This window comes from Mesorhizobium sp. WSM4898, from assembly GCF_029625845.1.
Classification (GTDB): Bacteria; Pseudomonadota; Alphaproteobacteria; order Rhizobiales; family Rhizobiaceae; genus Mesorhizobium.
The window spans coordinates 142,698-166,784 of sequence record NZ_JARTVQ010000002.1; the positions used below are offsets into that span (position 1 = coordinate 142,698).

General features: G+C 64.6%; 23 protein-coding genes and 1 pseudogene. 12 read left to right on the forward strand and 12 right to left on the reverse strand.

Translation table 11 applies throughout. The features are described 5' to 3' along the window. The first annotated feature begins 112 nt into the window (after window positions 1-112). Window positions 113-598 (forward strand): SRPBCC family protein, encoded by a 486-nt coding sequence (locus P9228_RS08155; RefSeq protein WP_095778449.1) that lies wholly within the window; start codon window positions 113-115, stop codon window positions 596-598. 5 nt (window positions 599-603) lie between these two features. Here P9228_RS08155 and P9228_RS08160 read toward each other — a convergent pair whose 3' ends face one another. Beyond that, window positions 604-1,626: an acyltransferase gene (locus P9228_RS08160; protein ID WP_127245672.1), complete on the reverse strand. Its 1,023-nt coding sequence runs from the start codon at window positions 1,624-1,626 to the stop codon at window positions 604-606. A gap of 292 nt (window positions 1,627-1,918) precedes the next feature. Here P9228_RS08160 and P9228_RS08165 point away from each other — a divergent pair, with 292 nt between their 5' ends. From P9228_RS08165 to P9228_RS08180, 4 genes are read left to right on the forward strand one after another with little or no spacing between them, the layout of a single operon-like run. Continuing rightward, window positions 1,919-2,617, forward strand: coding sequence for a fumarylacetoacetate hydrolase family protein (locus P9228_RS08165; protein WP_095825631.1), 699 nt, complete (start codon window positions 1,919-1,921; stop codon window positions 2,615-2,617). Further along, the gene (gene maiA / locus P9228_RS08170) at window positions 2,614-3,264 is read left to right on the forward strand and encodes a maleylacetoacetate isomerase (protein ID WP_127404049.1); all 651 of its coding nucleotides are present in this window, start codon (window positions 2,614-2,616) and stop codon (window positions 3,262-3,264) included. The genes P9228_RS08165 and maiA overlap by 4 nt, the downstream gene beginning before the upstream one ends. Then, window positions 3,254-3,733, forward strand: a complete 480-nt coding sequence (locus P9228_RS08175) for a DUF4262 domain-containing protein (RefSeq protein ID WP_278052977.1) — start codon at window positions 3,254-3,256, stop codon at window positions 3,731-3,733. Before maiA ends, P9228_RS08175 begins: the two co-directional genes overlap by 11 nt. A gap of 57 nt (window positions 3,734-3,790) precedes the next feature. Beyond that, window positions 3,791-4,831 (forward strand): zinc-dependent alcohol dehydrogenase family protein, encoded by a 1,041-nt coding sequence (locus P9228_RS08180; protein ID WP_067329463.1) that lies wholly within the window; start codon window positions 3,791-3,793, stop codon window positions 4,829-4,831. A gap of 9 nt (window positions 4,832-4,840) precedes the next feature. Here the strand turns inward: P9228_RS08180 and P9228_RS08185 are convergent, their stop codons facing one another. After that, window positions 4,841-5,704 carry a DMT family transporter gene (locus P9228_RS08185; protein ID WP_278052978.1) on the reverse strand — a complete coding sequence of 288 codons (864 nt, stop codon included), beginning with the start codon at window positions 5,702-5,704 and terminating at the stop codon, window positions 4,841-4,843. A gap of 102 nt (window positions 5,705-5,806) precedes the next feature. Here P9228_RS08185 and P9228_RS08190 point away from each other — a divergent pair, with 102 nt between their 5' ends. Then, window positions 5,807-7,252, forward strand: a complete 1,446-nt coding sequence (locus tag P9228_RS08190; protein WP_278052979.1) for a PLP-dependent aminotransferase family protein — start codon at window positions 5,807-5,809, stop codon at window positions 7,250-7,252. Here P9228_RS08190 and P9228_RS08195 read toward each other — a convergent pair. From P9228_RS08195 to P9228_RS08205, 3 genes are all read right to left on the reverse strand, one after another. Beyond that, complete coding sequence (locus P9228_RS08195; protein ID WP_066999871.1) at window positions 7,249-7,746, reverse strand: MaoC family dehydratase; 498 nt, start codon at window positions 7,744-7,746, stop codon at window positions 7,249-7,251. The genes P9228_RS08190 and P9228_RS08195 overlap by 4 nt on opposite strands. Before the next feature lie 188 nt (window positions 7,747-7,934). Next, window positions 7,935-8,363 carry a TIGR01841 family phasin gene (gene phaP / locus P9228_RS08200; RefSeq protein ID WP_066999869.1) on the reverse strand — a complete coding sequence of 143 codons (429 nt, stop codon included), beginning with the start codon at window positions 8,361-8,363 and terminating at the stop codon, window positions 7,935-7,937. Between the two features lie 67 nt (window positions 8,364-8,430). After that, entirely contained in the window at window positions 8,431-9,726 is a 1,296-nt protein-coding gene (locus P9228_RS08205) for a DUF445 domain-containing protein (RefSeq protein ID WP_095801904.1), read from the reverse strand. Window positions 9,727-9,923: 197 nt separating this feature from the next. On the opposite strand from P9228_RS08205, the gene rirA reads away from it, so the two are divergent. Further along, entirely contained in the window at window positions 9,924-10,385 is a 462-nt protein-coding gene (gene rirA / locus P9228_RS08210; protein WP_066999863.1) for an iron-responsive transcriptional regulator RirA, read from the forward strand. Here rirA and P9228_RS08215 read toward each other — a convergent pair. The 5 genes from P9228_RS08215 to hemP are packed head-to-tail and all read right to left on the reverse strand — an operon-like array spanning window position 10,382 to window position 14,508. Further along, a complete protein-coding gene (locus P9228_RS08215) occupies window positions 10,382-11,170 on the reverse strand; it encodes a heme ABC transporter ATP-binding protein (RefSeq protein ID WP_278052980.1) in 789 nt (262 codons plus the stop codon). The genes rirA and P9228_RS08215 overlap by 4 nt on opposite strands. Window positions 11,171-11,177: 7 nt before the next feature. Beyond that, window positions 11,178-12,278, reverse strand: coding sequence for an iron ABC transporter permease (locus P9228_RS08220; RefSeq protein ID WP_278052981.1), 1,101 nt, complete (start codon window positions 12,276-12,278; stop codon window positions 11,178-11,180). 6 nt (window positions 12,279-12,284) lie between these two features. Then, entirely contained in the window at window positions 12,285-13,178 is an 894-nt protein-coding gene (locus P9228_RS08225; RefSeq protein WP_278052982.1) for a hemin ABC transporter substrate-binding protein, read from the reverse strand. A gap of 11 nt (window positions 13,179-13,189) precedes the next feature. After that, on the reverse strand, window positions 13,190-14,251 hold the full coding sequence (locus tag P9228_RS08230; RefSeq protein ID WP_278052983.1) for a hemin-degrading factor: 1,062 nt from the start codon (window positions 14,249-14,251) through the stop codon (window positions 13,190-13,192). Window positions 14,252-14,301: 50 nt separating this feature from the next. Continuing rightward, a complete protein-coding gene (hemP, locus tag P9228_RS08235; protein ID WP_278052984.1) occupies window positions 14,302-14,508 on the reverse strand; it encodes a hemin uptake protein HemP in 207 nt (68 codons plus the stop codon). 203 nt (window positions 14,509-14,711) lie between these two features. Here hemP and P9228_RS08240 point away from each other — a divergent pair, with 203 nt between their 5' ends. The 4 genes and pseudogenes from P9228_RS08240 to P9228_RS08255 all read left to right on the forward strand — a co-directional run. Continuing rightward, window positions 14,712-16,901 (forward strand): TonB-dependent hemoglobin/transferrin/lactoferrin family receptor, encoded by a 2,190-nt coding sequence (locus tag P9228_RS08240; protein ID WP_127404261.1) that lies wholly within the window; start codon window positions 14,712-14,714, stop codon window positions 16,899-16,901. Between the two features lie 5 nt (window positions 16,902-16,906). Next, window positions 16,907-17,344, forward strand: a complete 438-nt coding sequence (locus P9228_RS08245) for a hypothetical protein (protein ID WP_127326061.1) — start codon at window positions 16,907-16,909, stop codon at window positions 17,342-17,344. Between the two features lie 111 nt (window positions 17,345-17,455). After that, window positions 17,456-18,421, forward strand: coding sequence for a TonB family protein (locus P9228_RS08250; protein WP_278052985.1), 966 nt, complete (start codon window positions 17,456-17,458; stop codon window positions 18,419-18,421). A gap of 9 nt (window positions 18,422-18,430) precedes the next feature. Further along, a pseudogene (locus tag P9228_RS08255) lies at window positions 18,431-18,553 on the forward strand (antibiotic biosynthesis monooxygenase); the annotation flags it as partial. Window positions 18,554-18,586: 33 nt separating this feature from the next. On the opposite strand, the gene putA reads toward P9228_RS08255, so the two are convergent. Beyond that, entirely contained in the window at window positions 18,587-22,195 is a 3,609-nt protein-coding gene (gene putA, locus P9228_RS08260; protein ID WP_278052986.1) for a bifunctional proline dehydrogenase/L-glutamate gamma-semialdehyde dehydrogenase PutA, read from the reverse strand. Between the two features lie 165 nt (window positions 22,196-22,360). On the opposite strand from putA, the gene P9228_RS08265 reads away from it, so the two are divergent. After that, window positions 22,361-22,813, forward strand: a complete 453-nt coding sequence (locus P9228_RS08265) for an Lrp/AsnC ligand binding domain-containing protein (protein ID WP_095778463.1) — start codon at window positions 22,361-22,363, stop codon at window positions 22,811-22,813. A gap of 59 nt (window positions 22,814-22,872) precedes the next feature. On the opposite strand, the gene P9228_RS08270 is transcribed toward P9228_RS08265, so the two are convergent. Beyond that, window positions 22,873-24,081 carry a cytochrome c peroxidase gene (locus P9228_RS08270; RefSeq protein WP_278052987.1) on the reverse strand — a complete coding sequence of 403 codons (1,209 nt, stop codon included), beginning with the start codon at window positions 24,079-24,081 and terminating at the stop codon, window positions 22,873-22,875. Window positions 24,082-24,087: the final 6 nt, after the last annotated feature.

Below are 24,087 nucleotides of genomic sequence, written 5' to 3' on the forward strand. Positions count from 1 at the left end.
AAGCCAGAGGCTTTCAACCATGAACCAAACAAGGTCTCATGCGGCCGCCGCACTGGCCACAAACAGAAGCTGCAGCTAATGTATCGTCTTCGCGTGCCGGGGGCGTGACATCATGCCAAGCAACGTCTTCCGCTTCGACGAGAGTTGGAACATTCCCGATGCCACGCCGCAGGAAGTGTGGGACGTTCTGTCCGACGCCGAGTTGCTGCCGCTCTGGTGGGGCGACGCCTACAAGGAAGTCGAGCCGCTCGACAAGAAAGGCAAGGCCGTCGTCGGGTCACGGGCAAGAGCCAGGGCGCGAGGCGCCCTGCCCTACGAGCTGAACTTCATCATCGAGGCCGCGGAGCTCGAGCCTGGCCGGCTGGTGGTGGTGAAGACCTTCGGCGATTTCGACGGCCTGTGGCGGGCTGAGCTGTCGCCAGCCGGAAGCGGAACGCATGTGAAGCTCACCTGGCAGGTCATCGTGGAGAGGCCGATCCTCAAACTCCTGGCACCCTTGCTCAGACCGGCTTTCGCGTGGAATCACCGCTGGACCACACCTCGCGGCGAAGCCGGGCTTCGGCGCTATCTCGCCGCACAAAAAACCGGCAAGGCCTGACCTCCTCACCAATTGCGGTTGAGCCAGCCGCGCGCCGGTTTCTCGACGATGTAGTAGCTCGCCAGGGCGCAGGCGAAGACCGCGCCCAGCATCGGGATCGGCGCCACGTCGCGGTCATGGACGAATTTGTAGAAGGGCTGCTGCCACAGATAGAGCGAGTAGGACCACAGCCCCAGCATCACCATCGGCCGCGATGACAGTAGGCCGGTCAGATAGCCGCCGGCGAAGTCGAGCGTGTTGACGGCGAGCGCCAGCAGCGGCACGCCCAGCAGATAGTGCAAGGGCGTCGGCACCGGATCGAGGAACAGCAAGATTCCCCCGACCGCGGCCGCCAGCGCCAGATGCCGGCTCCTGAGGAATGCCGGCAGGTGTCCATCGGCCTTGAGCAGGCAGATCGCCGCCGACAGCAGGATCGAGGCGATATGCACGTCGGTTCGCCAATAGCTGGTTTCGTAGTCCATGCCGAAGACCCAGTAGGAAATAGCGCCGTTGGCCATAGCGAGCAGCGACAGCATGACAAGCAGGCGCACGACATTCGCGCGCCTGGAAACCGCCACGCTGATCAGCGCCAGGATGACATAAGAATGCTCCTCGATGGCAAGCGACCAGATATGGTCGAGCGCGCCCGCGCGATTGATGAGAATGCCGGCATAGTTGTAGGTGAATGTCAGCGCGGTAAGCGCCGCCTTCCATTTGAAGGCAATGAAGGTGCCGGAGAGCCCGATCATGACGGCAACCACGAACACCAGCAGGGCTGGATAGACGCGGGCGAACCGGCGCTTGAAGAACTTCTTCAGCGGAAAGCGCTCGACGAACAGGATTTCCCCCATCAGCCGGCCGCTCAGCACGAAGAAGAACTCGACGCCGAGCACGCCGAGATTGATGCCGCGAATCGGAAAGAAATGGCCGATCAGCACGAAGGCGATCGACAGGCCGCGCCAGCCGTCGAGATAGGCCAGCCTTGCCCGTGCCGCCTTGTCGGCTGCGGCCCGCGGCAGGACGCCGGCCGTCGCGGAGATGTCGGTCATGCCCGTCCCTCGCAACTCGAGGTCCCGGCATAGCCGTGCCTGGAACCGCTTCGTTTTCCCCGCCGCAGTTATTTTGCAGTGCGGGATAATCTTGTGCAAGTGCGAAGCAGCGAATTCACAGGCAGTTCCTGCCAACCGATTGCGAACACAAAAGAAAAAGGGGCCGCGGCGGGTCCTGCCGCCGCTTGGTGAACCCGCCATGGTCGGCAATGTTTCGTGGCCTCATGCCTTGCCCGCCTGCCGAAATCGGCCGAATGTGCGGATCGATTCATTTCCAACGCAGAGACCGCCTATGGCAGACTTCGTCCTCCCTCCGCCCGCGATCGCTTCGGTCGCGGTGACCGGCTCGGCGGAACGGTTTGCCGTGCGCCGCATCTTCTGCGTTGGCCGCAACTACGCGGCGCATGCGCGAGAACTCGGCAATGACGAGCGCGATCCGCCCTTCTTCTTCACCAAGCCGGCCGACGCCGTGGTCGACAGCGGCGCCGAGATCCCCTACCCGCCGCTGACTGGCAATCTCCACCACGAGATCGAGCTGGTCGTGGCGATCGGCAAGGCCGGCTTCCGCATCCCTCGCACCGAGGCGCTCGCGCATGTCTGGGGCTATGGCGTCGGCGTGGACCTCACTCGCCGCGACCTGCAGGACCAAGCGAAGAAAGCGGCCCGCCCCTGGGACTGGTCGAAGGCCTTCGACTTCTCCGCGCCTTGCGGCCCGCTGCTTCCGGTCGCAAGGTCTGGCCATCCCGAAACGGGTCGCATCTGGCTCGCTGTAAACGGTGACGTAAAACAGGACGGCGACCTCGCCGAGCTGATCTGGCCCGTCGCCGATGTCGTCTCGATCTGCAGCGAGTCGGTCGAGCTCCAGCCCGGCGACCTGATCTTCACCGGCACGCCGGCCGGCGTTGGCGCGGTTCAGGCGGGCGACAAGATCACTGGTGGCGTCGACGGCATCGGCGCCGTCGAGGTCACCATCGGGCAGCCGAGGCGATGAGCGACCTCATCCTCCATAACTATTATCGATCCTCCACCTCATACCGGGTGCGGATCGCGCTGGAGATGAAGGGGCGTGCCTACACCTATGTGCCCCACCATCTGCGCCATGGCGAGCATCTCGAGCCCGCCTATCTCGCGGTCAATCCGCAAGGGTTGGTGCCGGCGCTGGTGCTCGACGACGGAACGCTTTTAACCCAGTCGCTGGCGATCATCGAATATCTCGACGAGATCGAGCCCGAGCCGCCGTTGTTGCCCAAGGATGCGCTGGGACGCGCCAGGGTCCGGATGCTGGCGCAGATGATCGCCTGCGACATCCATCCGGTGAACAATCTGCGCGTGCTCACCTCGCTGCGCACCTTGTTCGGCGCCGGCGACGAGGATGTCGTCAACTGGTTCCGGCATTGGGTGAATGAAGGTTTCCAGCCGCTTGAAAAGATTCTGGCCGCCTCGCCCGAGACCGGCAGGTTCTGCCATGGCGATACACCGGGGCTCGCCGATATCTGCCTCGCCGCGCAGGTCACCAACAATGCCCGCTTCGGCGTCGACATGGCGGCCTATCCGGTGATCTCGCGCATCCACGCCGCCTGCATGGCGCTGCCGGCGTTCCAGAAGGCTGCGCCGCAGAACCAGATCGATGCCGAGTAGGGAAGCCAGGGATCCCGACGAGGCTAAGACGCTCGCCGATATGGAGGAGTATGGCTGTCATATTCTCTGCGTGCTGGAGGACGACGACCACCCGCCATTCGCTTACTCGGTGGGGATAGAGTACAATTTCAAAGCCCCTGAGCTGGTCGTCATCGGGCTCAAGCCGGAGCTTTCGCAGACCATCCGCAACGAGTATTGCCGACGAGTGCGCAGCGGCGAGAGGTTCAAGGTTGGAGAGCGGGCGCCGGGTTTCCTGCGAGGTGGCTTCGACTGTCAATTCGGTGCGGTCCATCCCGACCACTACCCTGAATATTTCGGTTGGGACCTATGGTTTTACAACGGGCCCGTTTTCGGGATTCTGCAGCTTATCTTTCCGACAACCTCCGGTGTTTGGCCATGGGATGCCGAAGCCGGCGAGTGGTTTTGCAAGCGGCAACCATTGCTCGACCAATCACCATTGCCGACTTAGCTTGGGACCTATTACCCAAAATCGCCCTGCCCTTTGAACTGGATAGAAAGCACTCCCATGAAAGCTGTCGTCTTCGAAAAATTCGGCGAAGCTCCCACGATCCAGACCGTGCCTGACCCCAAGCCGGCGGGGGATGGCGTCGTCATCAAGGTCGAGGCGACCGGTCTTTGCCGCAGCGACTGGCATGGCTGGATGGGTCATGACGACGGCATCACGCTGCCGCATGTCCCCGGCCATGAACTGGCGGGCGTCGTCGTCGCCGCCGGCAAGCAGGTGAGCCGCTGGAAGGCCGGCGACCGCGTCACCGTGCCTTTCGCCGTCGGCTGCGGCCGCTGCTTCGAATGCAACTCCGGCAACCATCAGGTCTGCGAGCACCAGACCCAACCTGGCTTCACGGGCTGGGGCTCGTTCGCCGAATATGTCGGCATCGAGCATGCCGACACCAATCTCGTACGCCTGCCGGACGAGATGGAGTTCGCCACTGCCGCCAGCCTCGGCTGCCGCTTCGTCACCTCCTTCCGCGCCATCGTCGACCAGGGCCGGGTGACGCCCGGCGAGTGGGTGGCGGTGCATGGCTGCGGCGGTGTCGGTCTCTCGGCGATCATGATCGCCAGCGCCATGGGCGCCAATGTCATCGCCATCGACCTCACCGACGAGAAGCTGGAGTTTGCGAAAAGGATCGGGGCGGTCGCGACCATCAACGCTTCGACCACGCCCAATGTCGTCAAGGCCGTCAAGCAGATCACCAACGGCGGCGCGCATATGTCGATGGACGCGCTCGGCCATCCAACCACGTGCTTCAACTCGATCGCCAATCTGCGCCGGCGCGGTCGCCATGTTCAGGTCGGGCTGATGCTGGGCGACCATGCCCGCCCGCAAGTGCCGATGGACAAGGTCATCGCCTTCGAGCTCGAAATCCTCGGCAGCCACGGCATGCAGGCCTACCGCTATTCCGCCATGATGGACATGATTCGCACCGGCAAGCTGAAGCCCGAACTGTTGGTCGGCAAAAGGATCAGCCTCGATGAGGCGCCAGCCGCATTGATGGCGATGGGCGGCTTCGAGGGCATCGGCATCGGCGTGGTGACGAAGTTTTGAGTAGGCTCCCTACCTGGCGAACTTCTTCGCCCCGAACACGCAGGCCACCACGCCGAGCGTGACCACCACCATCAGCGGGCTGACCTGCTCGTGCAGCAGACTCGCTGCGAGCGCCAGGCCAAAGAAGGGCTGCAGCAGTTGCAATTGCCCGACCGCGGCGATGCCGCCCTGCGCCAGGCCGCGATACCAGAACACGAAGCCGATCAGCATGCTGAACAGCGAGACATAGGCGAGGCCGATCCATGCGCCGGAGCCGACAGTGGCAAAAGACGGCGGCAGGGTCGCAAAACTCAGCGCCAACATGACCGGCAGCGACAGCGCCAAGGCCCAGCAGATCACCTGCCAGCCGCCGAGCTTGCGCGACAGCGCCGCACCTTCCGCATAGCCCAGCCCGCAAGCGATGATGGCTGCGAGCATCAACCCGTCGCCGACCGGTGAGGCGGTCACGCCTTGCGACAGCGCGAAACCCGCGACGAGCGTGCTGCCCAGGCAGGAAAACAGCCAGAAGGCCGGGCGCGGACGGTCGCCGCCGCGCAGCACACCGAAGATCGCTGTCGCCAGCGGCAGCAGGCCGACAAAGATGATGGAATGCGCCGCCGTGACATGTTTGAGCGCCAGCGCCGTTAGAAGGGGAAAGCCAACCACGACGCCCAGCGCAACGATGACCAGCGAGACCAGATCGCCGCGATCCGGGCGCTTCTCGCGGAATAGGAACAGCATTGCGATGCCGAGCAGGCCAGCGATCGCCGCACGGGCCGATGTCAGGAATGTCGGGTCGAAATCGACCACCGCCACGCGCGTCGCCGGCAACGAGCCGCTGAAGATCAGTACGCCGATGAAGCCGTTGAGCCAGCCGTTGAAACTCTTATCCATCATCCGCTCCGTTTGCGCTTCTGTACCGGCGCAGCGCATGGCATCGCCAGAGACAATGGGGTACAATTCCGCAAAACTGTATTGGTCGACAGGGAAGTACAGATGGACACTCCCGACCCGAAGGCGACGAATGCCGGAACGCTCGTCGAAGCCGTCATGTCGGCAATCCGGCAGCGGATCGCCGCGCGCCTCCTGACGCCGGGCGCGCGCTTGCCTTCGATCCGCGCCTTCGCCGGCACGATGCAGGTGTCAAAATCTACGGTGGTCGAGGCCTATGAGCGGCTTGCGGCGGAAGGCACGATCCGCTCGCGGCCGGGCTCCGGCTTCTTTGCTGCCGGCCCGCTTGCGCCGCTGTCGCTGGCCGAGATCGGCCCGCGGCTCGACCGCGCCGTCGACCCGCTCTGGGTCTCGCGGCAAGCCCTGGAGGCAGGCGACGATATGCTGAAACCGGGCTGCGGCTGGCTGCCGGCTTCCTGGATGCCTCAGGCCGCGTTGCGGCAAGCACTGCGCGGCGCCGCCCGAGCCGACGATGCGACGCTTGCCGACTACGGCACGCCGCTCGGCCTGCCGGCACTGCGGCAGCTGCTTGCCCGCCGCCTGTCGGCGCACGGCGTCGAGGCTTCGCCGGATCAGATCATGCTCACCGAGTCCGGGACGCAGGCGATCGACCTGCTGTGCCGCTTGCTCCTCGAGCCGGGCGATGCGGTGCTGGTCGACGATCCCTGCTATTTCAACTTCCATGCGCTGCTGCGCGCGCATCGCGCCAAAGTGGTCGGTGTCGCGATGACACCCTCGGGGCCCGATATCGACCTCTTCGCGCAAGCGCTCTCCGAGCACCGGCCGCGCCTCTACATCACCAATTCCGCGCTTCACAACCCAACCGGCGCGGTGCTCTCGCCGGTTATAGCGCACCGGCTGCTCAAGCTTGCCGATCAATCGGATCTCGCCATCGTCGAGGATGACATCTTCGCCGATTTCGAGCACGCGCCGGCGCCGCGGCTGGCGGCCTTCGATGGCCTCGGCCGCGTCGTCCAGATCGGTTCCTTCTCCAAGACGCTGTCGGCTTCGGTGCGATGCGGCTTCATCGCCGCGCCCCGCGACTGGATGGAACGGCTGATTGACCTCAAGATCGCCACGACTTTCGGCGGCGGGAGACTCTCCTCGGAACTGGTGCTGACTCTGCTGAAGGACGGCATCTACCGCAAGCATGTCGAGCAGTTGCGCACCCGCCTGTCGCGCGCAATGGCCGAAACAGCCGGCAGGCTGAAAGCAATGGACGTTTTGCCCTGGATCGATCAGGGGGCCGGCATGTTCCTGTGGTGCCGCCTGCCCGACGCCATCGACGCCGCCGATGTCGCCCGCCATGCGCTGGCGGATAATGTCGTGCTGGCGCCCGGCAACGCTTTCAGCCTGTCGCACTCCGCCGGCCGCTTCATGCGTTTCAACGTCGCCCAATGCGCCGATAAGCGCAACTTCAGAGTGCTTGAAAGGGCAATGGCCGCGTCCCGCCGCAAAGGCGCGTCGCAGCCCGGCAGCGGCAGAGCTTAGGCGCCTGCCCGCTTGCGGCGCTCATACATCATCACCAGCGTCTCGGCAGTCAGCGCCGGCTTCTGCTCGCCCTCGATCTCGACGGTGTTCGCGGCCTTCATCAGATATTGGCCGGGGCCGCGGTCTTCCATGGTGAGCAGCGTCGTGCGCAGCCGGATACGTGCGCCGGACTTCACCGGCGCCAGGAAGCGCACTTTGTCGAAGCCATAGTTGAAGGCGGCTTGCGTGTTTTCCGGCACGATGCCCATCTCCAGCGCCAGCGCGCCGATGATCGACAGCGTCAGATAGCCATGCGCGATCGTAGTGCGGAACGGGCTCTGCCGCTTCGCGCGCTCCGGATCGACATGTATCCACTGGTGGTCGCCCGTGCATTGGGCGAACTGGTCGATGCGCTGCTGGTCGACCGTCGTCCAGTCCGACACGCCGATCTCCTGGCCGGCCATTGTCCGCAACTGTTCGAAGGTCGGCGGCGTCCTCGGCCGATTTTCCGTCATTCCTGCTTTCCTGCTGGCTTCTGCCAATCTCCCGACCATGAACCGGCGGCTCCTGTCAATTCGCGGCGCCTCGATTTCACCCTCAGACTTGACGGTTTTACGGCAAGCCGCGAACGCGCAGCCGCACGCGCCGATTGCTCAGCCGCCTGAACCCGATCCGGAAAACCCGAATAGGCGCCCTGGATTGCTCACTTCCCGTCGTAGCCGGCCCGGATTTCCGCCATCGCGTCCTTGATCCTGTCGCGCAGGATTTCGACCGATTCGGTGCCGGATTTCCGAACCAGGTCGGCGACCTCGCCGGCATTCTTCAGCGTTGTCTCGAAGGATTTCCTGGCGAAATCCACCTGCTTCGTCATCAACTCCTGCGGATTGCCCGGAGGCTGGTAGTTGCGTGCCATCCGGGTAATTTCGCCGAGCGCCTCCTGCACCATTTCGTGCTGTCTCGACAGAATGGATGACGCGCCGGCGGCGCTTGCCCGGGCCGACTTCTCCAGAGCCTCGAGATTCCTGCGGTGGTGATCGAGGATCGCCTGGATGTCGACCTTCGGCAGCTTCAAGTCGCGGCCGAACCTGCTGAAGATGTCCAGAAAAGAGTCGGATTCCGGTTGTCTTGCCATGTCGTCGCCTCCCGATCTGCCGCTCTTACAGCGCCCACTAGGGAGAATAGTGCGCGCCCGGTCCGCGTCAATTGAGGAGAAGCAGCCGCTCCGCCGTATAGAGTGCCAAGCCGGCCAGACCGCCGATCACCATGCCGTTGAAGCGGATATACTGCAGGTCCTTGCCGATATTGATCTCGATCAGCCGCGTCAGCTGGGCCAGATCCCAGCGCTTGACCTGATCGGCGATGAATTTCGACACGCCGCTCTTCTGGCTTTCGACGAAGGAGGCGAGCGCCACAACAAAACCCTGGTTCATGTCGGCCCTGATCTGGGCATCGTCGGCCAAATGTCGTCCGACCTCGACGAACAGGTTGGCGAGGTGCTCGCGAATCGTCGAATTGGCCGCGTTGGCGTCCTGCTCGATGAACAAGCGCAGGCTTGCCCAAGTGTCGCCGGCGAGAGCCCTGACTTCCGGACGGCCCAGGAAATCGCGCTTCAGCTTTTCGGCGCGCCTTGCATATTGCTTCGAGGTCCTGAGCCGCTCGACGAAGCGAAGTACGAAACGGTCGAACTCGGCGCGCGCCGGATGATCGGGATCGGCCCGCACCTCCTCCAGCAGCAACCCGGCGGAAGCGACAATCTTCTTGAGCAGATAGGCGTCGGCGCGAAACAAGTTGAACAGCGACGGCAGTTCCTCACGGATCTTTTCGCGCATCGTCGCCAGCGCCTTCTCGTCGTTCAGGAAGCGCCCGACCACCCTGGTGAACTCGTCGAACAGTTTCTGGTGGCGCCGGTCGTCGGTGAGCGCCGACAACAGCTCCGCGGCTAAAGGCGCCAGCGGCACCTTTTCGATCTGCTCCAGCAAGCGGCTGGTGACGAAGTCGCGCAGCCCGGACTGCTCCACGGCGGTCAGCGTCTGCGGCACCAGGCGGGCGACGAATCGCGACAGGTCGGCGGCGCGTTCGGCGTCGGCCAACCAGTCGGCGACGAGGGCCGCAAAGTCGACCTCGGCGAGCTTTTCCCGCACGGGCTCCGGCGCAAGGAAATTGGCCTCGATGAACCGGCCGAGATTGTCGGCGATGCGGTGCTGGTTCTCAGGAATGATGGCCGTGTGCGGGATCGGCAGGCCGAGCGGGCGCCTGAACAACGCCACGACCGCATACCAGTCGGCCAGCCCGCCAATGATCGCCGCCTCGGCGAACGCGGCAACAAAGCCGAGCCACGGATGGGTGATCTCTAAAGACTTGGCGAGCGCGAAGACAAGGATGCACAGGCCAAGCGCTGCGGCGGCGACGAACTTGGTCCGCCGCAATGCCGAGAGCTTTGCCTGCGCATCGGCGTCGAATCGAACCGGCGCGAGGGCCTGAGCTGATTGTGACATGGAAAGGCCTTCCCTATTGCACCCGGACTTATCTAGGGCCTGCGCCGGGGAAACGCTCGCTCAAAGCGCATTGCGGCGCGATGCAGCGGACACGCACAAAAAGTTGATAAGTTTATTCAGCTATGTAGCGGTCCAGTCTGGAATTGTTCCAAACTATGGGCCATATTCGGCCCAAGCTCATTTCGCGAGGATACCACATGCGGCTCACGCGCCAGACGAACTATGCGATGCGCATACTGATGTATTGCGCCGCGAACAGCGACCGCCTGAGCCGCATCCCCGAGATCGCCACCGCCTATTCGGTTTCGGAGCTGTTTTTGTTCAAGATCCTGCAGCCGCTGGTCGAGGCCGGCCTGGTCGAGACGGTGCGCGGCCGCAATGGCGGCGTCAGGCTCGGCCGCCCGGCGGAGCAGATCAGCCTGTTCGACGTCGTGCGCGTCACCGAAGAGAGCTTCGCCATGGCCGAGTGCTTCGAGAACGACGCCGCCGAATGCCCGCTGGTCGACAGCTGCGCCTTGAATTCGGCACTGCGCGAAGCGCTCAATGCCTTCTTCGCCGTGCTCTCCCGCTACACGATCGCCGACCTCGTCGCCGCGCGCCCGAATGTGCGCCACCTGCTTGGCATCGATCTCCTGGAGCAGCGCGCCCCGGCTGCCTAAGCTGCCGATTGCGGCAACACGAACGGAACACTTCCAGCAGGCAGTGCGCCGACCTTGAGCCGGCAGTCGAACACCTTTTCGATCAGCTCGTCATTGAGCACTTCTTGCGGTGAGCCGGCGGCAGCCAGTTGGCCACGAGAGAGCACGAAAATCCGGTCGGCATACATGGCCGTCAGATTGAGGTCGTGCAGGATCGCCACCACGCCGCCGCCGCGCCGCGCGAAATCGCCCGCAATATTCATGATGATCAGTTGGTGCTTGACGTCGAGGCTGGAGACAGGCTCGTCGAGGAAAAGGTAGCGCGGCCTGCCCTCGAGCACCGGCGCCCAGACCTGGCAGAGCACACGGGCAAGCTGGACGCGCTGCTGCTCGCCGCCTGAAAGCTCCTGGTAGAAGCGGCAGGCAAAGCCGTCGAGATCGACACGCGCCAGCGCCCGCTCGGGCAAGCGCGCATCCTCGCCGGGCAGCACCCCGGAACGCCCGCCGATCAGGCCGAGACGAACGATCTCTAGCACCGTGAAGGGAAAGGACAGCGTGGTGGACTGCGGCAGCACGGCGCGATGCGTCGCTGCCTCCACCGGCTTCATGGAAACCAGGTCTCGGCCATTGAGGATGACAGTGCCGGTATAGGAGAGCTCGCCCGTTAGCGCCTTGAGCAGCGTCGTCTTGCCCGAGCCATTGGGCCCGACGATTGCCGTTACCTCGCCCGGCCGCGCCGTGAAATCGACACGCGACACGATGCGCCTGGAGCCGATCGCTACGGAGATGTCCCGGGCTTCGATCATCGGCTGCTCACAGATCAATGACGCCGCGCTTGCGCAGCAGGATCCACAGGAAGAACGGCGCGCCGGCCACTGCCGTGACGATGCCGATCGGCAGTTCGGCCGGAGCGACGATGGTGCGGGCGACCGCGTCGGCAAGCAGAAGCAGCGAGGCGCCGAGCAAGGCCGAGGCCGGCAACAGGTAGCGGTTTTCCGGACCGATGGCGAGGCGCAACAGATGCGGCACGACGATGCCGATGAAGCCGATGCCTCCGCTGACGGCGACCGACGCACCGACCGCCGCCGACACGCCGACGATGGCCGTGTATTTCAGCCGCTGGACCGGAATGCCGAGATGGCCGGCGGTCGCCTCGCCGAGCGCCAGCGCATCGAGGCCGCGCGACAGAAACGGCATCGTCGCCAGTGCCAGCAAGATCACCGGTCCGACCGTGCCGATTTTCGGCCAAGTGGCGCCGCCAAGCGAGCCGAGCTGCCAGAAGGTGAGGTCGCGCAATTGCCTGTCGTCGGCCACGAAGACCAGTATGCCGGTCAGCGCCATGGCAAGGGCGGCGATCGCCAGGCCGGCGAGCAGCATCGTGGCGACTGACGTCCGGCCGTGGCGCGTCGCAATGGCATAGAGCAGCAGCGTCACCGCCAGGCCGCCGAGGAAGGCTGCCAGCGGCAGGGCGAGCGTGCCAAGGGCGAGCGTGACAGGCGCAAGCCAGGTTGTGCCGAGCACGATGATTGCCACCGCGCCAAGGCTCGAGCCGGCCGAAACGCCGATCAGGCCGGGATCGGCGAGCGGGTTGCGGAACAGTCCTTGCATCACCGCGCCGGAGACGGCGAGCGCGGCGCCGATCAGCACGCCGAGCAGCACGCGCGGCATGCGGATGTCATAGACGATCAGCCGGTGGCGCGCGGCGAGCGCCGTATCGGCCGGCACGCCTCCGGTCAGCCAGTCGCGGATGACGCGAACGGCGGACGCGTCCGAAGCGCCCGAGGTCAGCGACAGGAATATGGACAGCGCAAGCGCGACAGACAAAAGCAGGATGACGATCCTTGCCCGCGCCGAGCGGTCGCCATCGGATGCCCTCACCCTGCCCGCCGGCCCCGCAATCGACTGTTCGGCCATCACCGCTCAGTCCGTGACCTGATTGCCGTAAAGCGAGACGGCGAGGTCGTGGATGGCCGCGGCCGTGCGCGGCCCGAAGCCCAGCAGGTAGCCGCCATCCATGCTGATCAGCTTGCGGGCAGCTCCCGCGGGCGTCGAAGCGATCGATGGATTGGCGAACAGCTCATCTTCCGAGATCGGTGGACCGGCGTTTTTCATGGTCAGGAGCACATCCGGCCTTGCGGTGACGATCGCCTCGTCGGACAGCTGCTTGTAGCCCGAAAAACCCTCGACCGCGTTGACGGCGCCGGCAAGCCTGATGATGCCGTCGCCGGCCGTATCGCTGCCCGCGGCCAGGATCTTGCCGCCCTGCATCGACAGCACGAACAGCACGCGCTTGCGCTCCTTGATCGCGGCCGTCTGCTTTTCGGCCGACTTCAGCTTCGCGTCCGTCTCCGCAGCGAGCTGCTCCGCCTTAGCCTCGACCCCCAGCGCCCTCCCGACGGTGCGGATCTTTTCGAGGATGCCTTCATGGCTGTAGCGCTCCGGCACCTCGATAAAGGGCACGCTCGATTTCTTCAACACGTCGACGGTTTCCTTCGGGCCGCTGCCATGCAGGGCTAGAATCCCCGATGGATTGACCGACAGAACGCCCTCCGGCGACAGCGCGCGCATATAGCCAACATCAGGCAATTTCTGCGCGGCTTGCGGGAAAGAGCTGGTCGAATCACGGGCGACGAGATGACCTTCCTCGCCGAGCGCATAGACGATCTCGGTGATCGAGCCGCCGATGGCGGCAATCCGCGAGGTGTCGGAGAAGACGGCCCTACCTTCATCGGCTCCGGCAGGCATAGCGGCGGCGGCAAGCAGAACGGCGACCAGCAGCGCAAGCCCAGAGCGGAAACGGTGAACGACACGCATCGAGTCTCGCCTCATGCAGCGGTCGGGCTGGGGATGCGGGGCAGGTTCTCGGCCAGGAAGCGCCAGTCGTCGCGCTCGCCCTCGCCTTCATGGCGCTTGCCGAAGAACTGGATGATCATGCCCCCCTTGGCGTCGTAAGCCTCGAGCGAGGTGACATGGCCATCCTTGGTCGGCTTGCGCACCGCCCAGACTTCATGGATGTGATCGGTCCTCAGATGCAGGTGGAAGGTCTCGTCGAGCACGTTAATCCATGGTCCCATCGGCTTGACCGACTTGATCGGGCCGGAATGGATCTGGATGCAGCCGCGGTTGCCGACGAAGCACATGATCGGCATCTCGCCTTCCGCCGCGTGGTGAAACATGGCGCTGACGGCATCATTGTCGAGCAGCCATGCATAGTCCTGGCCGACCATGCGCACCGCCTCACGGCGGCTGAGCTTCAGGGTCTTCAGCATGCCGAAGAACTGATGCACGTCGGTCATCCGGCTCCAGCGGTCGCGGAGGTCGTCGATGCTGGCTACCAAGGCTTGCACCTCCACTTCGTCCTCCGGCGCGCTTGAGGCGATTGCGATCGTCGGCTCCTGGTTCGACGATTCAAGGCTCGCCATCAGCTTCTGGTAAGCATAGAGGTTCGAGGTTGCCCGCAGATGCACCTTGTGAACGGCCTCGCCGGCCGCATCGAAGAACTGCAGGCTGCGGCGGATCTCGCCCCCGTCGCGTTTCTCGACGGCAAAGCCATGTGCCCACACTTTCGGGAAGATGCGCAGGTCGATGTTCTCGCCGAGCACCATGGCGTTGTGATTGCCAGTGACGACCTTGTCGTAGACGCCGAGCTTTTCGTGCACGGCGCTTTCGTTGCGGGTCAGCGCCATCACTTCGCCGACCGCTTCGAGGCCGCTCAGCAAGTCATTGACGCGCGGCTCGACGCGCACGGCGCCATGGCCGCAATGTGCCGCGACCAGCTCTGCTTCCGAAATGCCGAGTTGGGCCGCCAAATCGCGCTCGCGCATCTTCGGATTGTCTTCCCGCGAACCCCGGATCTCGTCCGGCGACGGCTTCACGCGTTGGTCCATATCGTCCACCTGCCCACTTTTTGTCTGCCCTGTTCGTCTGCCGATCGTGCTTACTTGTTGAGGATCAGCTTGCCCTGGCGGGTGATCTTCAGACGGTAGAGAGCACCATGATGTTCGATGCCGATCTCATGCTCGCCCTGGAACAGCGCGTTGCTGGAGAGCGTGCGCACTGACATCGCCACGCGGTCAAAACGCGCGGGCACGTCGTCGGAGCGGCGGCCGCGGTAGTGAAAGTCGCTTGGGTTATGGCTGTTCATCTCATTCGGTCCCTTTTTCCTGTGCCGGCCACCGGGCCGGTCGCCTCGTCAAATGCCGATTAAATTCTTGACTCGATTTCTCATGTTTACTAGTCGTGCATTACCGGACTAAATGAGTCAACATTTAAGACGCCGGACGCGATCAAAAATGCGAGCGAGCCCCGCGCCAGCCAGCATCGAGCCTGAGAATCTGGAGTTGGGGCATGGGGTTGGTGAATTGGGGACGGCCGACAGATCGGCCGATGGCGAAGGAAATGGCGGCCTTGCTGGCTGGCGCGGCGGCAATCGCGCTCTGTATGCCGGCGGCCAAAGCGCAACAGGCCACCCAGCCGGCGGCTGACCAGCAGAGCGACCAGACAAAGAAGACTGACCAGAAAAGTGCAGGCGACTCGACGCTGCTCGACAAGATCCTCGTCATCAGCCGCACCGGCGAGACGGCGATCCAGTCGCTGGCCTCGGCCAGCCATGTCGACAAGGAACAGCTTGAGCGCCGCATGGCGACGACGCCGAACGAGATGCTGCTTGGCGTGCCGGGAGTTGCAGTGCAGGCCGACGCGCGACGCGTCAGCTCCAGCATCAACATCCGCGGCCTGCAGGATTTCGGCCGCGTGGCGGTGATCGTCGACGGCGCCAGGCAGGATTTCCAGCGCTCCGACCACGGCACGCAGTCGACCTTCTATGTCGATCCCGAGCTCATCAAATCCGTCGACGTGATCCGCGGCCCGGTCGCCAACACCTATGGCTCCGGCGCCATCGGCGGAGTGGTGTTCTTCGAAACCAAGGACGCCGGAGATTTCCTCAAGCCGGAGGAAAGCTGGGCGGCTTCCGCCACCGGTCGCTATGAAACGAATGGCAAGGGCTGGACCACCAGCGCTAGCGGCGCCTATCGCTTCAACGAGAACTGGGACGTTTTGGGTAACATCGTCTACCGCGACTACGGCGACTACAAGAACGGTGGCGGCGACACCGTTGCCGGCACCGGCTTCGACGTGCTGAGCGGCCTGCTCAAGACCACCATTCGCCCGACCGAGAACAGCGAGTTGAAGCTCGGCTGGGTCGGCTCGAAGGACGGGTGGACAGAGACCAGTGGCGGCATTCCGGCCAACGATGTCGACCTGAAATCGAATACCTTCACCGCCCGCTACAACATCACCGACGATGCCAAAAGCTGGCTCGATCTCCACATCAACGCCTCTTACAACAAGACGCTTCTCGATCTGACGACGCTCGTCCCGCAGAACCGTTTCGATCCGACGACCGGCCTGCCCGTGGTGCTGCCCGCCGGGTCGCTCTCGACTTTCGATGTCGGGACGACCGGCATCGACATATGGAACACGTCGCGATTCGAGACCGCCGGCATTGCGCATGAGTTGACTTACGGCGGTGACTGGGTCGGCGACGACGTCGAAACCGGGGGCACAGCCGGCGGCGACAGCTTCTACACGCCGTCAGGTAAGCGCAACGTCTCCGGCGCCTATGTCCAGGACAAGCTGACCTGGGAATGGCTGGAGGTCATCACCGGCCTGCGCTACGACAGGTACAGCCTGAAGGACTCCGAGCACGAGACATCAGGCGACCGGCTGTCGCCGCGCATCACCGTCGGCGTATCGCCCTTCGAAAGCGCTGACCTCGCCGGCCTGCAGTTTTACGGCACCTATGCGGAAGGCTACCGCTCACCCTCGCTGACGGAGACGCTGATCAGCGGTAACCATCCGGCCGGCGTCACCTTCCCCTTCCTGCCCAATCCAAATCTCAAGCCTGAGACCGGCAAGACCGTCGAGTTCGGCGTCAACTACAAGCAGAACGACATTTTCGAAGGCGGCGACGCTCTGCGGCTCAAGGCCGCCTATTTCAACAACAATGTCGAAGACTATATCGACGGCGTCACGCTGTCGGCCTTCGACCCGACCAGCGGCTGCCCGTTCGGCCCCGGCATCCCGATCTGCTTCCAGTATCAGAACTTCGCCAAGGCCAAGATCAACGGTTTTGAACTGGAAAGCGTCTATGACGCCGGCTGGGGCTATGCGGGCTTCTCGGCCTCGATCATCAACGGCCACACCATCTCGTATGAGGGCGAGCGGGCCGACCTTGCCACCATTCCCTCCTCGCAGGTGACGGCGCAGCTCGGCCTTCGCTTCCTCGAGGACAGGCTCACCGTCGGCGGTGAAGTGCAATATAACGGCAAGCCCAAGGGCAATCCGGTGGCCAAGGACTATACGCTGGTCAATGCCTTTGCCAGTTACCAGGCGACCGACAACCTCAAGCTCGACGTCCGCGCCGACAATCTGTTCGATGTCAAATACACCAATCCGCTCAACGCAAGCACGACTGCCGTCCTCTATGAACCGGGCGTCACGCTGAAGCTTGCGGCAACCATGCGCTTTGGAGGCTGAGAACCATGAACTTGACGACATCGCTCTGTCTCTTGACCTCGGCGCTGGCGATGTCGCTCGGCCCGGTGCCGGCGCGCGGCCAGTCCGCGCCAGCGCCGGCCCTTAATCTCGAACTCAACGCCGTGCAGCCTTCGGACAAGGGCTGCCGGCTGACCTTCGTCGTCAACAACGCGCTCGGCGCCGACCTGTCGAAGTCCGCTTTCGAAATCGCGCTGTTCAATGAGTCCGGCGTTGTCGACCGCCTCACCGTGCTCGATTTCAAGGACCTGCCGGTCGGCAAGACGAAAGTCACGCGCTTCGATCTCGCGGGCGCCGACTGCGGCAAGCTCGGCCGCGTGCTGATCAACAGCGCGACGGAATGCGCTGGAACCGGCGTCGAGCCGACGGCCTGCATGCGCGACCTGAAAACCTCGACTAAAACCGCCATCGCCTTCGGCGTATAGAGGTGGGGATTGCATCCGGCCCGCCAGGAGATGCCATGGCGTGGGCCATGGGCGGCAACCGATCTTGATTTGACAATTTCTTATCGCGTACGGCAGGTCTCGGCGCGAGACATGCAGGACATCAATCACTCCTCCGATGCAGGCAGCGAACCGGCGATCACGCCGGCCGAGCCGCTCATGCAGCCGCGGCAATCGGTCGGGCATCGCAAATGGCCGGTGGCGATCATCGCTTCCGGCCTGCTCCATGGCGCTGCGGCGGCCGCGTTCCTGCTCGCGCCTGCCGGGATATTCGACTCCATGGACGCGATTCGGGCCGAGGGCACAGATCAGTCCGGCGCCAACGTCACCGGCAGCGCCCTGGACGACCAGTCGTCCGGCGCCGTGGATGTCACCTTGGTGCCCGATCCGCAGCCGGTGAAACGCCAGTCCGCGCAGCCCGCTCCGCCGGTCGAAGCGCAGCAACCAGCAAGCGAGCCTCCGACGCCTCAGCTTCCGCCGCAGGCTGTCAAGGAAGCCACTTCCGCGCCGGATATCGTGGCGGCCACCAGCCCACGCCAGGATGACCAGAGTGTCCGCGACGACAGCAAACCTACCCCCGCGACCGAACTGCAAAGCGCTGAAGCGCCCCTTGCCGAGCCTCAACAGCCACCGGTCCCCAGTGCGACATCGAGCGCCCCAGCCCCATCGGCAGGGGCAGACCAGACCAATGCAACCGGCGGCACGGCGGATGGCGATACACGCGACGCGCCAGTTGCCGCCAGCAAGGGCAAGAAACAGGCCGCTGCCGGCAATGCCCTGGAATCCCACTACAGCGGTGAAATCCAGAAGAAACTTGCGCGCGCCAACCGTCGCGTTTCGAAATCGATCCAGGCCAAGGCTCGCAACAACGCCAGGGTGGTTTTCGTCGTCGCGGCCGACGGCAGCGTCAGCGACCTGCAGCTCACTGAAAGTTCAGGGTCCGCCGAGCTCGATCAGTTCGCTTTGACGCTGGTGCGCAAGCAAGCCCCGTTCCCTCCCATTCCACCCGAGACCGGCAAATCAAGTTGGGTGTTCAAGGCGCAGATCGGCCCTTTTTAAAGCCTCCGCGATTTCATCGCCTGGACGAAGTCGGAGAACTTCCGCGCCGCCCATCGCAACGCCGGCACCGCCAAGGTGCATTATCTTGGCCACCCCGAGTTCGAAGGGTTTTTGGTCGTCGAGGGCGCCTGACCGCCGCTAACGCGGCGGCCTTCCCGCACCTGATTAGGCTGCCGCGAGCAGGCTGGCATTGCCGCCGGCCGCCGTCGTGTCAACGCAGACCGCGCGCTCATGCGCATAAGCCGCCGGATTAAGCACTTCGCTGACCAGCGGCACGATCGGCCCGGCGCGCTCGGCAACCACCTTGCGCACGATGCGCGCCGCTTCCGGCGTGCCGGAGAAGGCAACGACGTCGACGCGCAGCGAGCGCGCCTCGACTGGGTCCGGCCGACCGTCGATCGCCGCCAGTGGCAGGCCCTTGCCGGTCAACGCCGACAGCGCCGCCGGCGCGCCTGGCGCCACTGCCAGAACGGCATTGCCGGCGGCTAAAGCCTGGATTGTCTGCGCAAGCAGCGTCTCGGCATCCGGCCCGAGGCAGAGCACCCGTCCGCGCGGAGCCAGCGACAGCGTGTTGGCCTCGCCGGTCGGGCCCGGCAGGTCGACCTGCCCGAAATCGAGGCCCGCTGCGGCGGCGATGGCCGCAGCCCCCTTGCCGCGCAGATGTTTTCTCAGAATCGCCACGCGATCGGGTCGCGTCGACCAACCGCCAAGCGTCGGGTCCGGCAGATTGTCCGCGAGTTCCGTCGCCGTCACCTTGTGGCCGTCGCCGACTTCCGTTCCGGCTTGCGGGCCCTTGCGGAAGCGGCGCAGATAATGTGGCCCGCCGGCCTTCGGCCCGGTGCCGGACAGACCCTCGCCGCCGAAGGGCTGCGAGCCGACGACGGCGCCGATCTGGTTTCGGTTGACATAGATGTTGCCGGCATGGATGCCGTCGACGAAATGCTGGACGCGGCCCTCGATGCGGGTGTGCAGGCCGAAGGTCAGGCCGTAGCCCTTGCGGTTGATGCCGGCAATCACCGCGTCGATGTCGTCGGCGTCGAAGGTGGCGACATGCAGCACCGGACCGAACACTTCGCGCTCCATCTCCTCGATGCCTTTGACCCGAAAGACATGCGGCGCGACGAAGCGGCCGGCAGCCGGCGCTTCGAGCTTGGCGATGAGGCGCCCCTCCAGCCCCTTTTTCTTGCAGTAGTCGCCGATCGAGGCCTGCGCCTCATCGTCGATGACCGGGCCGACATCGGTCGAGATCAGCCACGGATCGCCGACATTGAGGGCTTCCATCGCGCCCTTCAGCATGGCCAGCATCTTCTTCTCGACATCCTTCTGCACGTAGAGCACGCGCAGCGCCGAGCAGCGCTGCCCGGCGCTCTGGAAGGCGGAGGCGAGGATGTCGCGCACCGCCTGCTCGGGAAGCGCCGTGGAATCGACGATCATGGCGTTCAGCCCACCCGTCTCGGCAATCAGCATGGCATCGGGCGCCGCCGTTTCGGCCAGCTGTTTTTCGATCAGCTTGGCGACCTCGGTCGAGCCGGTAAAGCAGACACCTGCGATGCGCGGGTCGGCGGTGAGCGGCGCTCCGACCGACGCACCGTCACCCGGCAGGAGCTGGATGATATCCTCCGGCACGCCGGCCTCGCGCAGCATCTCGACGGCGCGGAAGGCGATCAGCGGCGTCTGCTCGGCGGGCTTCGCGATCACCGAATTGCCGGTGACGAGCGCCGCCGCGATCTGGCCGGTGAAGATGGCCAGCGGGAAATTCCACGGCGAGATGCAGACGATCGCGCCACGGGCTTCAGTGCCCGCTTCGGCATTCGCCGCCTCGGCCGCATAGTAACGCAGGAAATCGACCGCCTCGCGCACTTCGGCGATGCCGTCGGCCAAAGACTTGCCGGCCTCTCGAGTGGCCAAAGCGAAGAACTCGGCGGCATTGGCCTCGTAGAGGTCGGCGGCGCGGTTGAGGATCGCGGCGCGCTCGGCAACCGGGCGTTTTGCCCAGGCCGGCTGCGCCTCCACAGCGATGCGAACGGCCGTCGCGACCTGCTTGGCCGCCGCCTCTTGCACGGTGCCGACGACCTCATCGGGCTTGGCCGGGTTGACGATCTGGCGCGGCTTGCCGTAGCCGGCGGCGCGCGTGATCGGCTTGGCATGCCAGCGATCCGCTCCCGCGAATTCCGCCCGCGCCCTGTCGATGGCTGCAAGAGTCACCGCATCACTGATGTCGAACCCTTTTGAATTGCGCCGGTGGGCGCCGAAGATCGCGGCGGGCCGCGCGATCGCCGGATTGGCGGCGGGGCCTTGTTTCTCTACAGCCTCCAGCGGGTCGCGGGCGATTTCTTCCGGCTCGACCTCCTCGTCAGTCAACTGGTGGACGAAAGAGGAGTTGGCGCCGTTTTCCAAGAGCCGCCGCACCAGATAGGCGAGCAGGTCGGAATGCGCACCGACCGGCGCGTAGATGCGGCAGCGCGTCCTTTCGGCCTTGCGCACCGTCTCGTGCAGCGATTCGCCCATACCGTGCAGACGCTGGAATTCGAAGGAGTCGCGATCCTTCGCCATCGACAGGATGGCAGCCACCGTGTGCGCGTTGTGGCTGGCGAATTGCGGATAGATGCGGTCGGTCATCGACAGCAGTTTTCGCGCGCAGGCCACATACGAGACGTCGGTGTTGGTCTTGCGGGTGAAGACCGGATAGCCGGCAAGCCCAAGCGTCTGTGCCCGCTTGATCTCGGTGTCCCAATAGGCGCCCTTCACCAGCCGCACCATGATCTTGCGGTCGTATTTTTTGGCAAGCGCATAGAGCCAGTCGATGACGAAGGCCGCGCGCGGGCCATAGGCCTGGACGACGACGCCGAAACCATCCCAGCCGGCAAGCTCCGGTTCGGCGAGCACGCGTTCGATGACGTCGAGCGACAAATCGAGCCGGTCGGCCTCTTCGGCATCGATGTTGAGGCCCATGCGCGAATGCCGCGCGGCAAGCGCCAGCGACAACAGCCGCTCGGCCATTACCGGCAGCATCTTCTCCTTCTGCGCCACCTCATAGCGTGGATGCAGTGCCGAAAGCTTGACCGAAATGCCGTGGTTGTAGCGAATGTCCGGGCCATTGGACCCCGCGTCGAGCGAGGAAATCGCATCCGCATAGGCGCGGTGATAGCGCAGCGCATCAGCCTCGGTGCGGGCCGCCTCACCCAGCATGTCGAAGGAATAGAGATAGCCCTTCTGCGTCATCGGACGGCCGCGCTTGACCGCTTCGGCGATGGTGCGGCCGAGCACGAACTGCTCGCCCATTTCGCGCATCGCCGCCGCCACGGCCTTGCGGATGACCGGCTCGCCGAGCCTGCGCACCATGGCGCGCAGCGTGCCTTCGATACCGCCCTCGCCTTCATCGAGCACGCGGCCCGTCAGCATCAGCGCCCAGGTCGAGGCGTTGACGAAAATGGAACTCGAGCTGCCCGAATGCGCCGACCAGTCATGGGGCGCGATCTTGTCGGCGATGAGATCGTCCATCGTCTCGGCATCGGGAACGCGCAGTAGCGCCTCGGCGAGACACATCAGCGCCACGCCTTCCTTGGTCGACAGGCCATAAGCCGAAAGAAAAACCTCCATCAGCCGAGGGTCGCTCGAGCCGCGCACCGCGCGCACCAGATCGGCCGCACGCGCCGAGATCGCCTTGCGCTCTTCCGCCGAAAGCCTGGCAGCCGCGGACAGTCGCCTCACCGCCTCGTCTTCGTCGGGCAAATAGTTGGCGCGGATCTGCTGGCGGATGGCATCGAGCGGCATGTCGGATCCTGAGAGCAAGCGTTAGCGAGCAGGTCTGGCGGTCGCCGGACCGATTGGCGCAACGCTAGCACAGCTGGGAGCCCAGGTCGGTCCAAAGAAATCGACGAGACAGTCCATTCGAGCTATCGTATAGGCTTAGCTCCCGCCATTTTGACCGTAGGACCGATGAGCGAAGACCAATTGGACCGCATTGACCGCAACATCCTGGCCGCGCTCGGGCGCGACGGCCGGCTTTCAATGTCCGAGCTGGCTTTGAAGGTCGGGCTGTCGAAGACCCCGGTGCAGGCCCGTGTGAAGCGTCTTGAGAAGGAGGGCTACATCAGAGGCTATCGCGCGATTATCGACCGGGAGCGCATGGGCGAAGGACATGTCGCCTTCGTCCAGGTGAAGCTGTCGGATACGCGCTCGGCGGCGCTCGACGCGTTCAACCGCGCGGTGCAGGGCGTGCCGGAGATCGAGCAGTGCCATATGATGGCGTCGAGCTTCGACTATCTCCTGAAGGTCCGCACCACCGATATCGCCGCCTACCGCCGCGTGCTCGGCGAGCGCATTTCGGCCCTTCCCCACGTGGCACAGACTTCCACCTTCGTCGCGATGGAAACGGTGAAGGATCGCTAGCGCAATTCCAGGAAAGGTGCGCAGCCGTTTTCCGTCCGGAATCGCGCAAAATTAAGACTCTACTCCGACAGAGTCTTCAGGAACGCCACCAGAGCCGCGCGCTCGCGATCGGAAAGCTCGAGCGGGTGGATCTCCGAAACGCCTTCAACGCTGGGCGCCGCTTTCGAATAATGCGCCACCACCTCGTCGAGGGTCGAGAACTGCCCGGCATGCATGTAGGGCGCACGCGTAGCTGCCCCCCTGAGCGACGGCGTCTTGTAGGCGCGCACGAGTTGCTGCCCGTCCTTCACCATGAAGCGCAATTCGCGGCAGGCGCTTTCATCGCCGTCGCGGAACTTGCCGAAGCAGTTGAACGGGTCCGCCTGCACTTGAGCCACGGCATCGACCCGGCCGCGGTCGGGCGGCAGATCCTTGACCGGCGGCACGCCGGTGTTGTGGAACGAATTGTCGGTGAAGCGCGGCCCGTTATGGCAGGTCACGCAATTGGCCTTGCCGATGAACTGCTTCAGCCCGAGGATCTCTTCCGGCGAGAAGGCAGCATCGCCTTGCGGCTTGGTGCCGGTCGCGAGGTCGATCGCGAAGCGGTCGAAACGCGTCTGCCCAGGTTCGATCGAGCGCTCGAAGGCCGCGATTGCCTTGCCGATATTGGCAAAGACGCGGTTGACGTCTTCGGCCTGCCTGGCGGGCATGGCGTTCCATGCCGCCTTTTCGGCCTCGGTGCCGAGCGGGCTGGCATTGGCCGGCACGGTGGAAAGATCGGGCAGCGGCCCGAAAATGCGCTCATAGCGCTCGCCGAACCGCTCCTTGATGTAATGCGCGAAGGCCGCGCGGTTGCCGGCCTGCTCCAGCGGGTTTTCGAGCGGCGTCAGCGCTTGCGCCCACAAACTGTCGCGGCGTCCGTCCCAGAAGAACCAAGGATCGCGCGCCACGCCGGCCAGCGGCATGGTTCGGCGATTGGTGTGGCCGACGCCGACCGCCCGCGGCAGGTCGTCCTGGAACTGACGGTCGATCTTGTGGCAGGTCGAGCAGGACACGGTGCCGCCGCGGCTCATGCCGACATCGAAGAACAGCGTCGATCCGAGCGCCGCAGCGGCCGGCACATCGGCATACTGGTTCGTCATGTCCGCTTTGAGCGCCGGCAGCGTGTTCAACGCCAGCGAGGCGATGGCCTTCTTCTCGGCGTCGCTGAACTCGGGCTCGCCGCAACCGCCAAGCCAAGCGAGCGCAGCCAGAGCGGACAGGTTTGCGAGGCGGAGAAGACGCTTCATCGGCCG

Bases quoted from the DNA above. Each gene is read 5' to 3' on its own strand.
- P9228_RS08155 (WP_095778449.1), top strand. From the start codon at position 113: ATGCCAAGCAACGTCTTCCGCTTCGACGAGAGTTGGAACATTCCCGAT.
- P9228_RS08160 (WP_127245672.1), bottom strand. From the start codon at position 1,626: ATGACCGACATCTCCGCGACGGCCGGCGTCCTGCCGCGGGCCGCAGCC.
- P9228_RS08165 (WP_095825631.1), top strand. From the start codon at position 1,919: ATGGCAGACTTCGTCCTCCCTCCGCCCGCGATCGCTTCGGTCGCGGTG.
- maiA (WP_127404049.1), top strand. From the start codon at position 2,614: ATGAGCGACCTCATCCTCCATAACTATTATCGATCCTCCACCTCATAC.
- P9228_RS08175 (WP_278052977.1), top strand. From the start codon at position 3,254: ATGCCGAGTAGGGAAGCCAGGGATCCCGACGAGGCTAAGACGCTCGCC.
- P9228_RS08180 (WP_067329463.1), top strand. From the start codon at position 3,791: ATGAAAGCTGTCGTCTTCGAAAAATTCGGCGAAGCTCCCACGATCCAG.
- P9228_RS08185 (WP_278052978.1), bottom strand. From the start codon at position 5,704: ATGGATAAGAGTTTCAACGGCTGGCTCAACGGCTTCATCGGCGTACTG.
- P9228_RS08190 (WP_278052979.1), top strand. From the start codon at position 5,807: ATGGACACTCCCGACCCGAAGGCGACGAATGCCGGAACGCTCGTCGAA.
- P9228_RS08195 (WP_066999871.1), bottom strand. From the start codon at position 7,746: ATGACGGAAAATCGGCCGAGGACGCCGCCGACCTTCGAACAGTTGCGG.
- phaP (WP_066999869.1), bottom strand. From the start codon at position 8,363: ATGGCAAGACAACCGGAATCCGACTCTTTTCTGGACATCTTCAGCAGG.
- P9228_RS08205 (WP_095801904.1), bottom strand. From the start codon at position 9,726: ATGTCACAATCAGCTCAGGCCCTCGCGCCGGTTCGATTCGACGCCGAT.
- rirA (WP_066999863.1), top strand. From the start codon at position 9,924: ATGCGGCTCACGCGCCAGACGAACTATGCGATGCGCATACTGATGTAT.
- P9228_RS08215 (WP_278052980.1), bottom strand. From the start codon at position 11,170: ATGATCGAAGCCCGGGACATCTCCGTAGCGATCGGCTCCAGGCGCATC.
- P9228_RS08220 (WP_278052981.1), bottom strand. From the start codon at position 12,278: ATGGCCGAACAGTCGATTGCGGGGCCGGCGGGCAGGGTGAGGGCATCC.
- P9228_RS08225 (WP_278052982.1), bottom strand. From the start codon at position 13,178: ATGCGTGTCGTTCACCGTTTCCGCTCTGGGCTTGCGCTGCTGGTCGCC.
- P9228_RS08230 (WP_278052983.1), bottom strand. From the start codon at position 14,251: ATGGACCAACGCGTGAAGCCGTCGCCGGACGAGATCCGGGGTTCGCGG.
- hemP (WP_278052984.1), bottom strand. From the start codon at position 14,508: ATGAACAGCCATAACCCAAGCGACTTTCACTACCGCGGCCGCCGCTCC.
- P9228_RS08240 (WP_127404261.1), top strand. From the start codon at position 14,712: ATGGGGTTGGTGAATTGGGGACGGCCGACAGATCGGCCGATGGCGAAG.
- P9228_RS08245 (WP_127326061.1), top strand. From the start codon at position 16,907: ATGAACTTGACGACATCGCTCTGTCTCTTGACCTCGGCGCTGGCGATG.
- P9228_RS08250 (WP_278052985.1), top strand. From the start codon at position 17,456: ATGCAGGACATCAATCACTCCTCCGATGCAGGCAGCGAACCGGCGATC.
- putA (WP_278052986.1), bottom strand. From the start codon at position 22,195: ATGCCGCTCGATGCCATCCGCCAGCAGATCCGCGCCAACTATTTGCCC.
- P9228_RS08265 (WP_095778463.1), top strand. From the start codon at position 22,361: ATGAGCGAAGACCAATTGGACCGCATTGACCGCAACATCCTGGCCGCG.
- P9228_RS08270 (WP_278052987.1), bottom strand. From the start codon at position 24,081: ATGAAGCGTCTTCTCCGCCTCGCAAACCTGTCCGCTCTGGCTGCGCTC.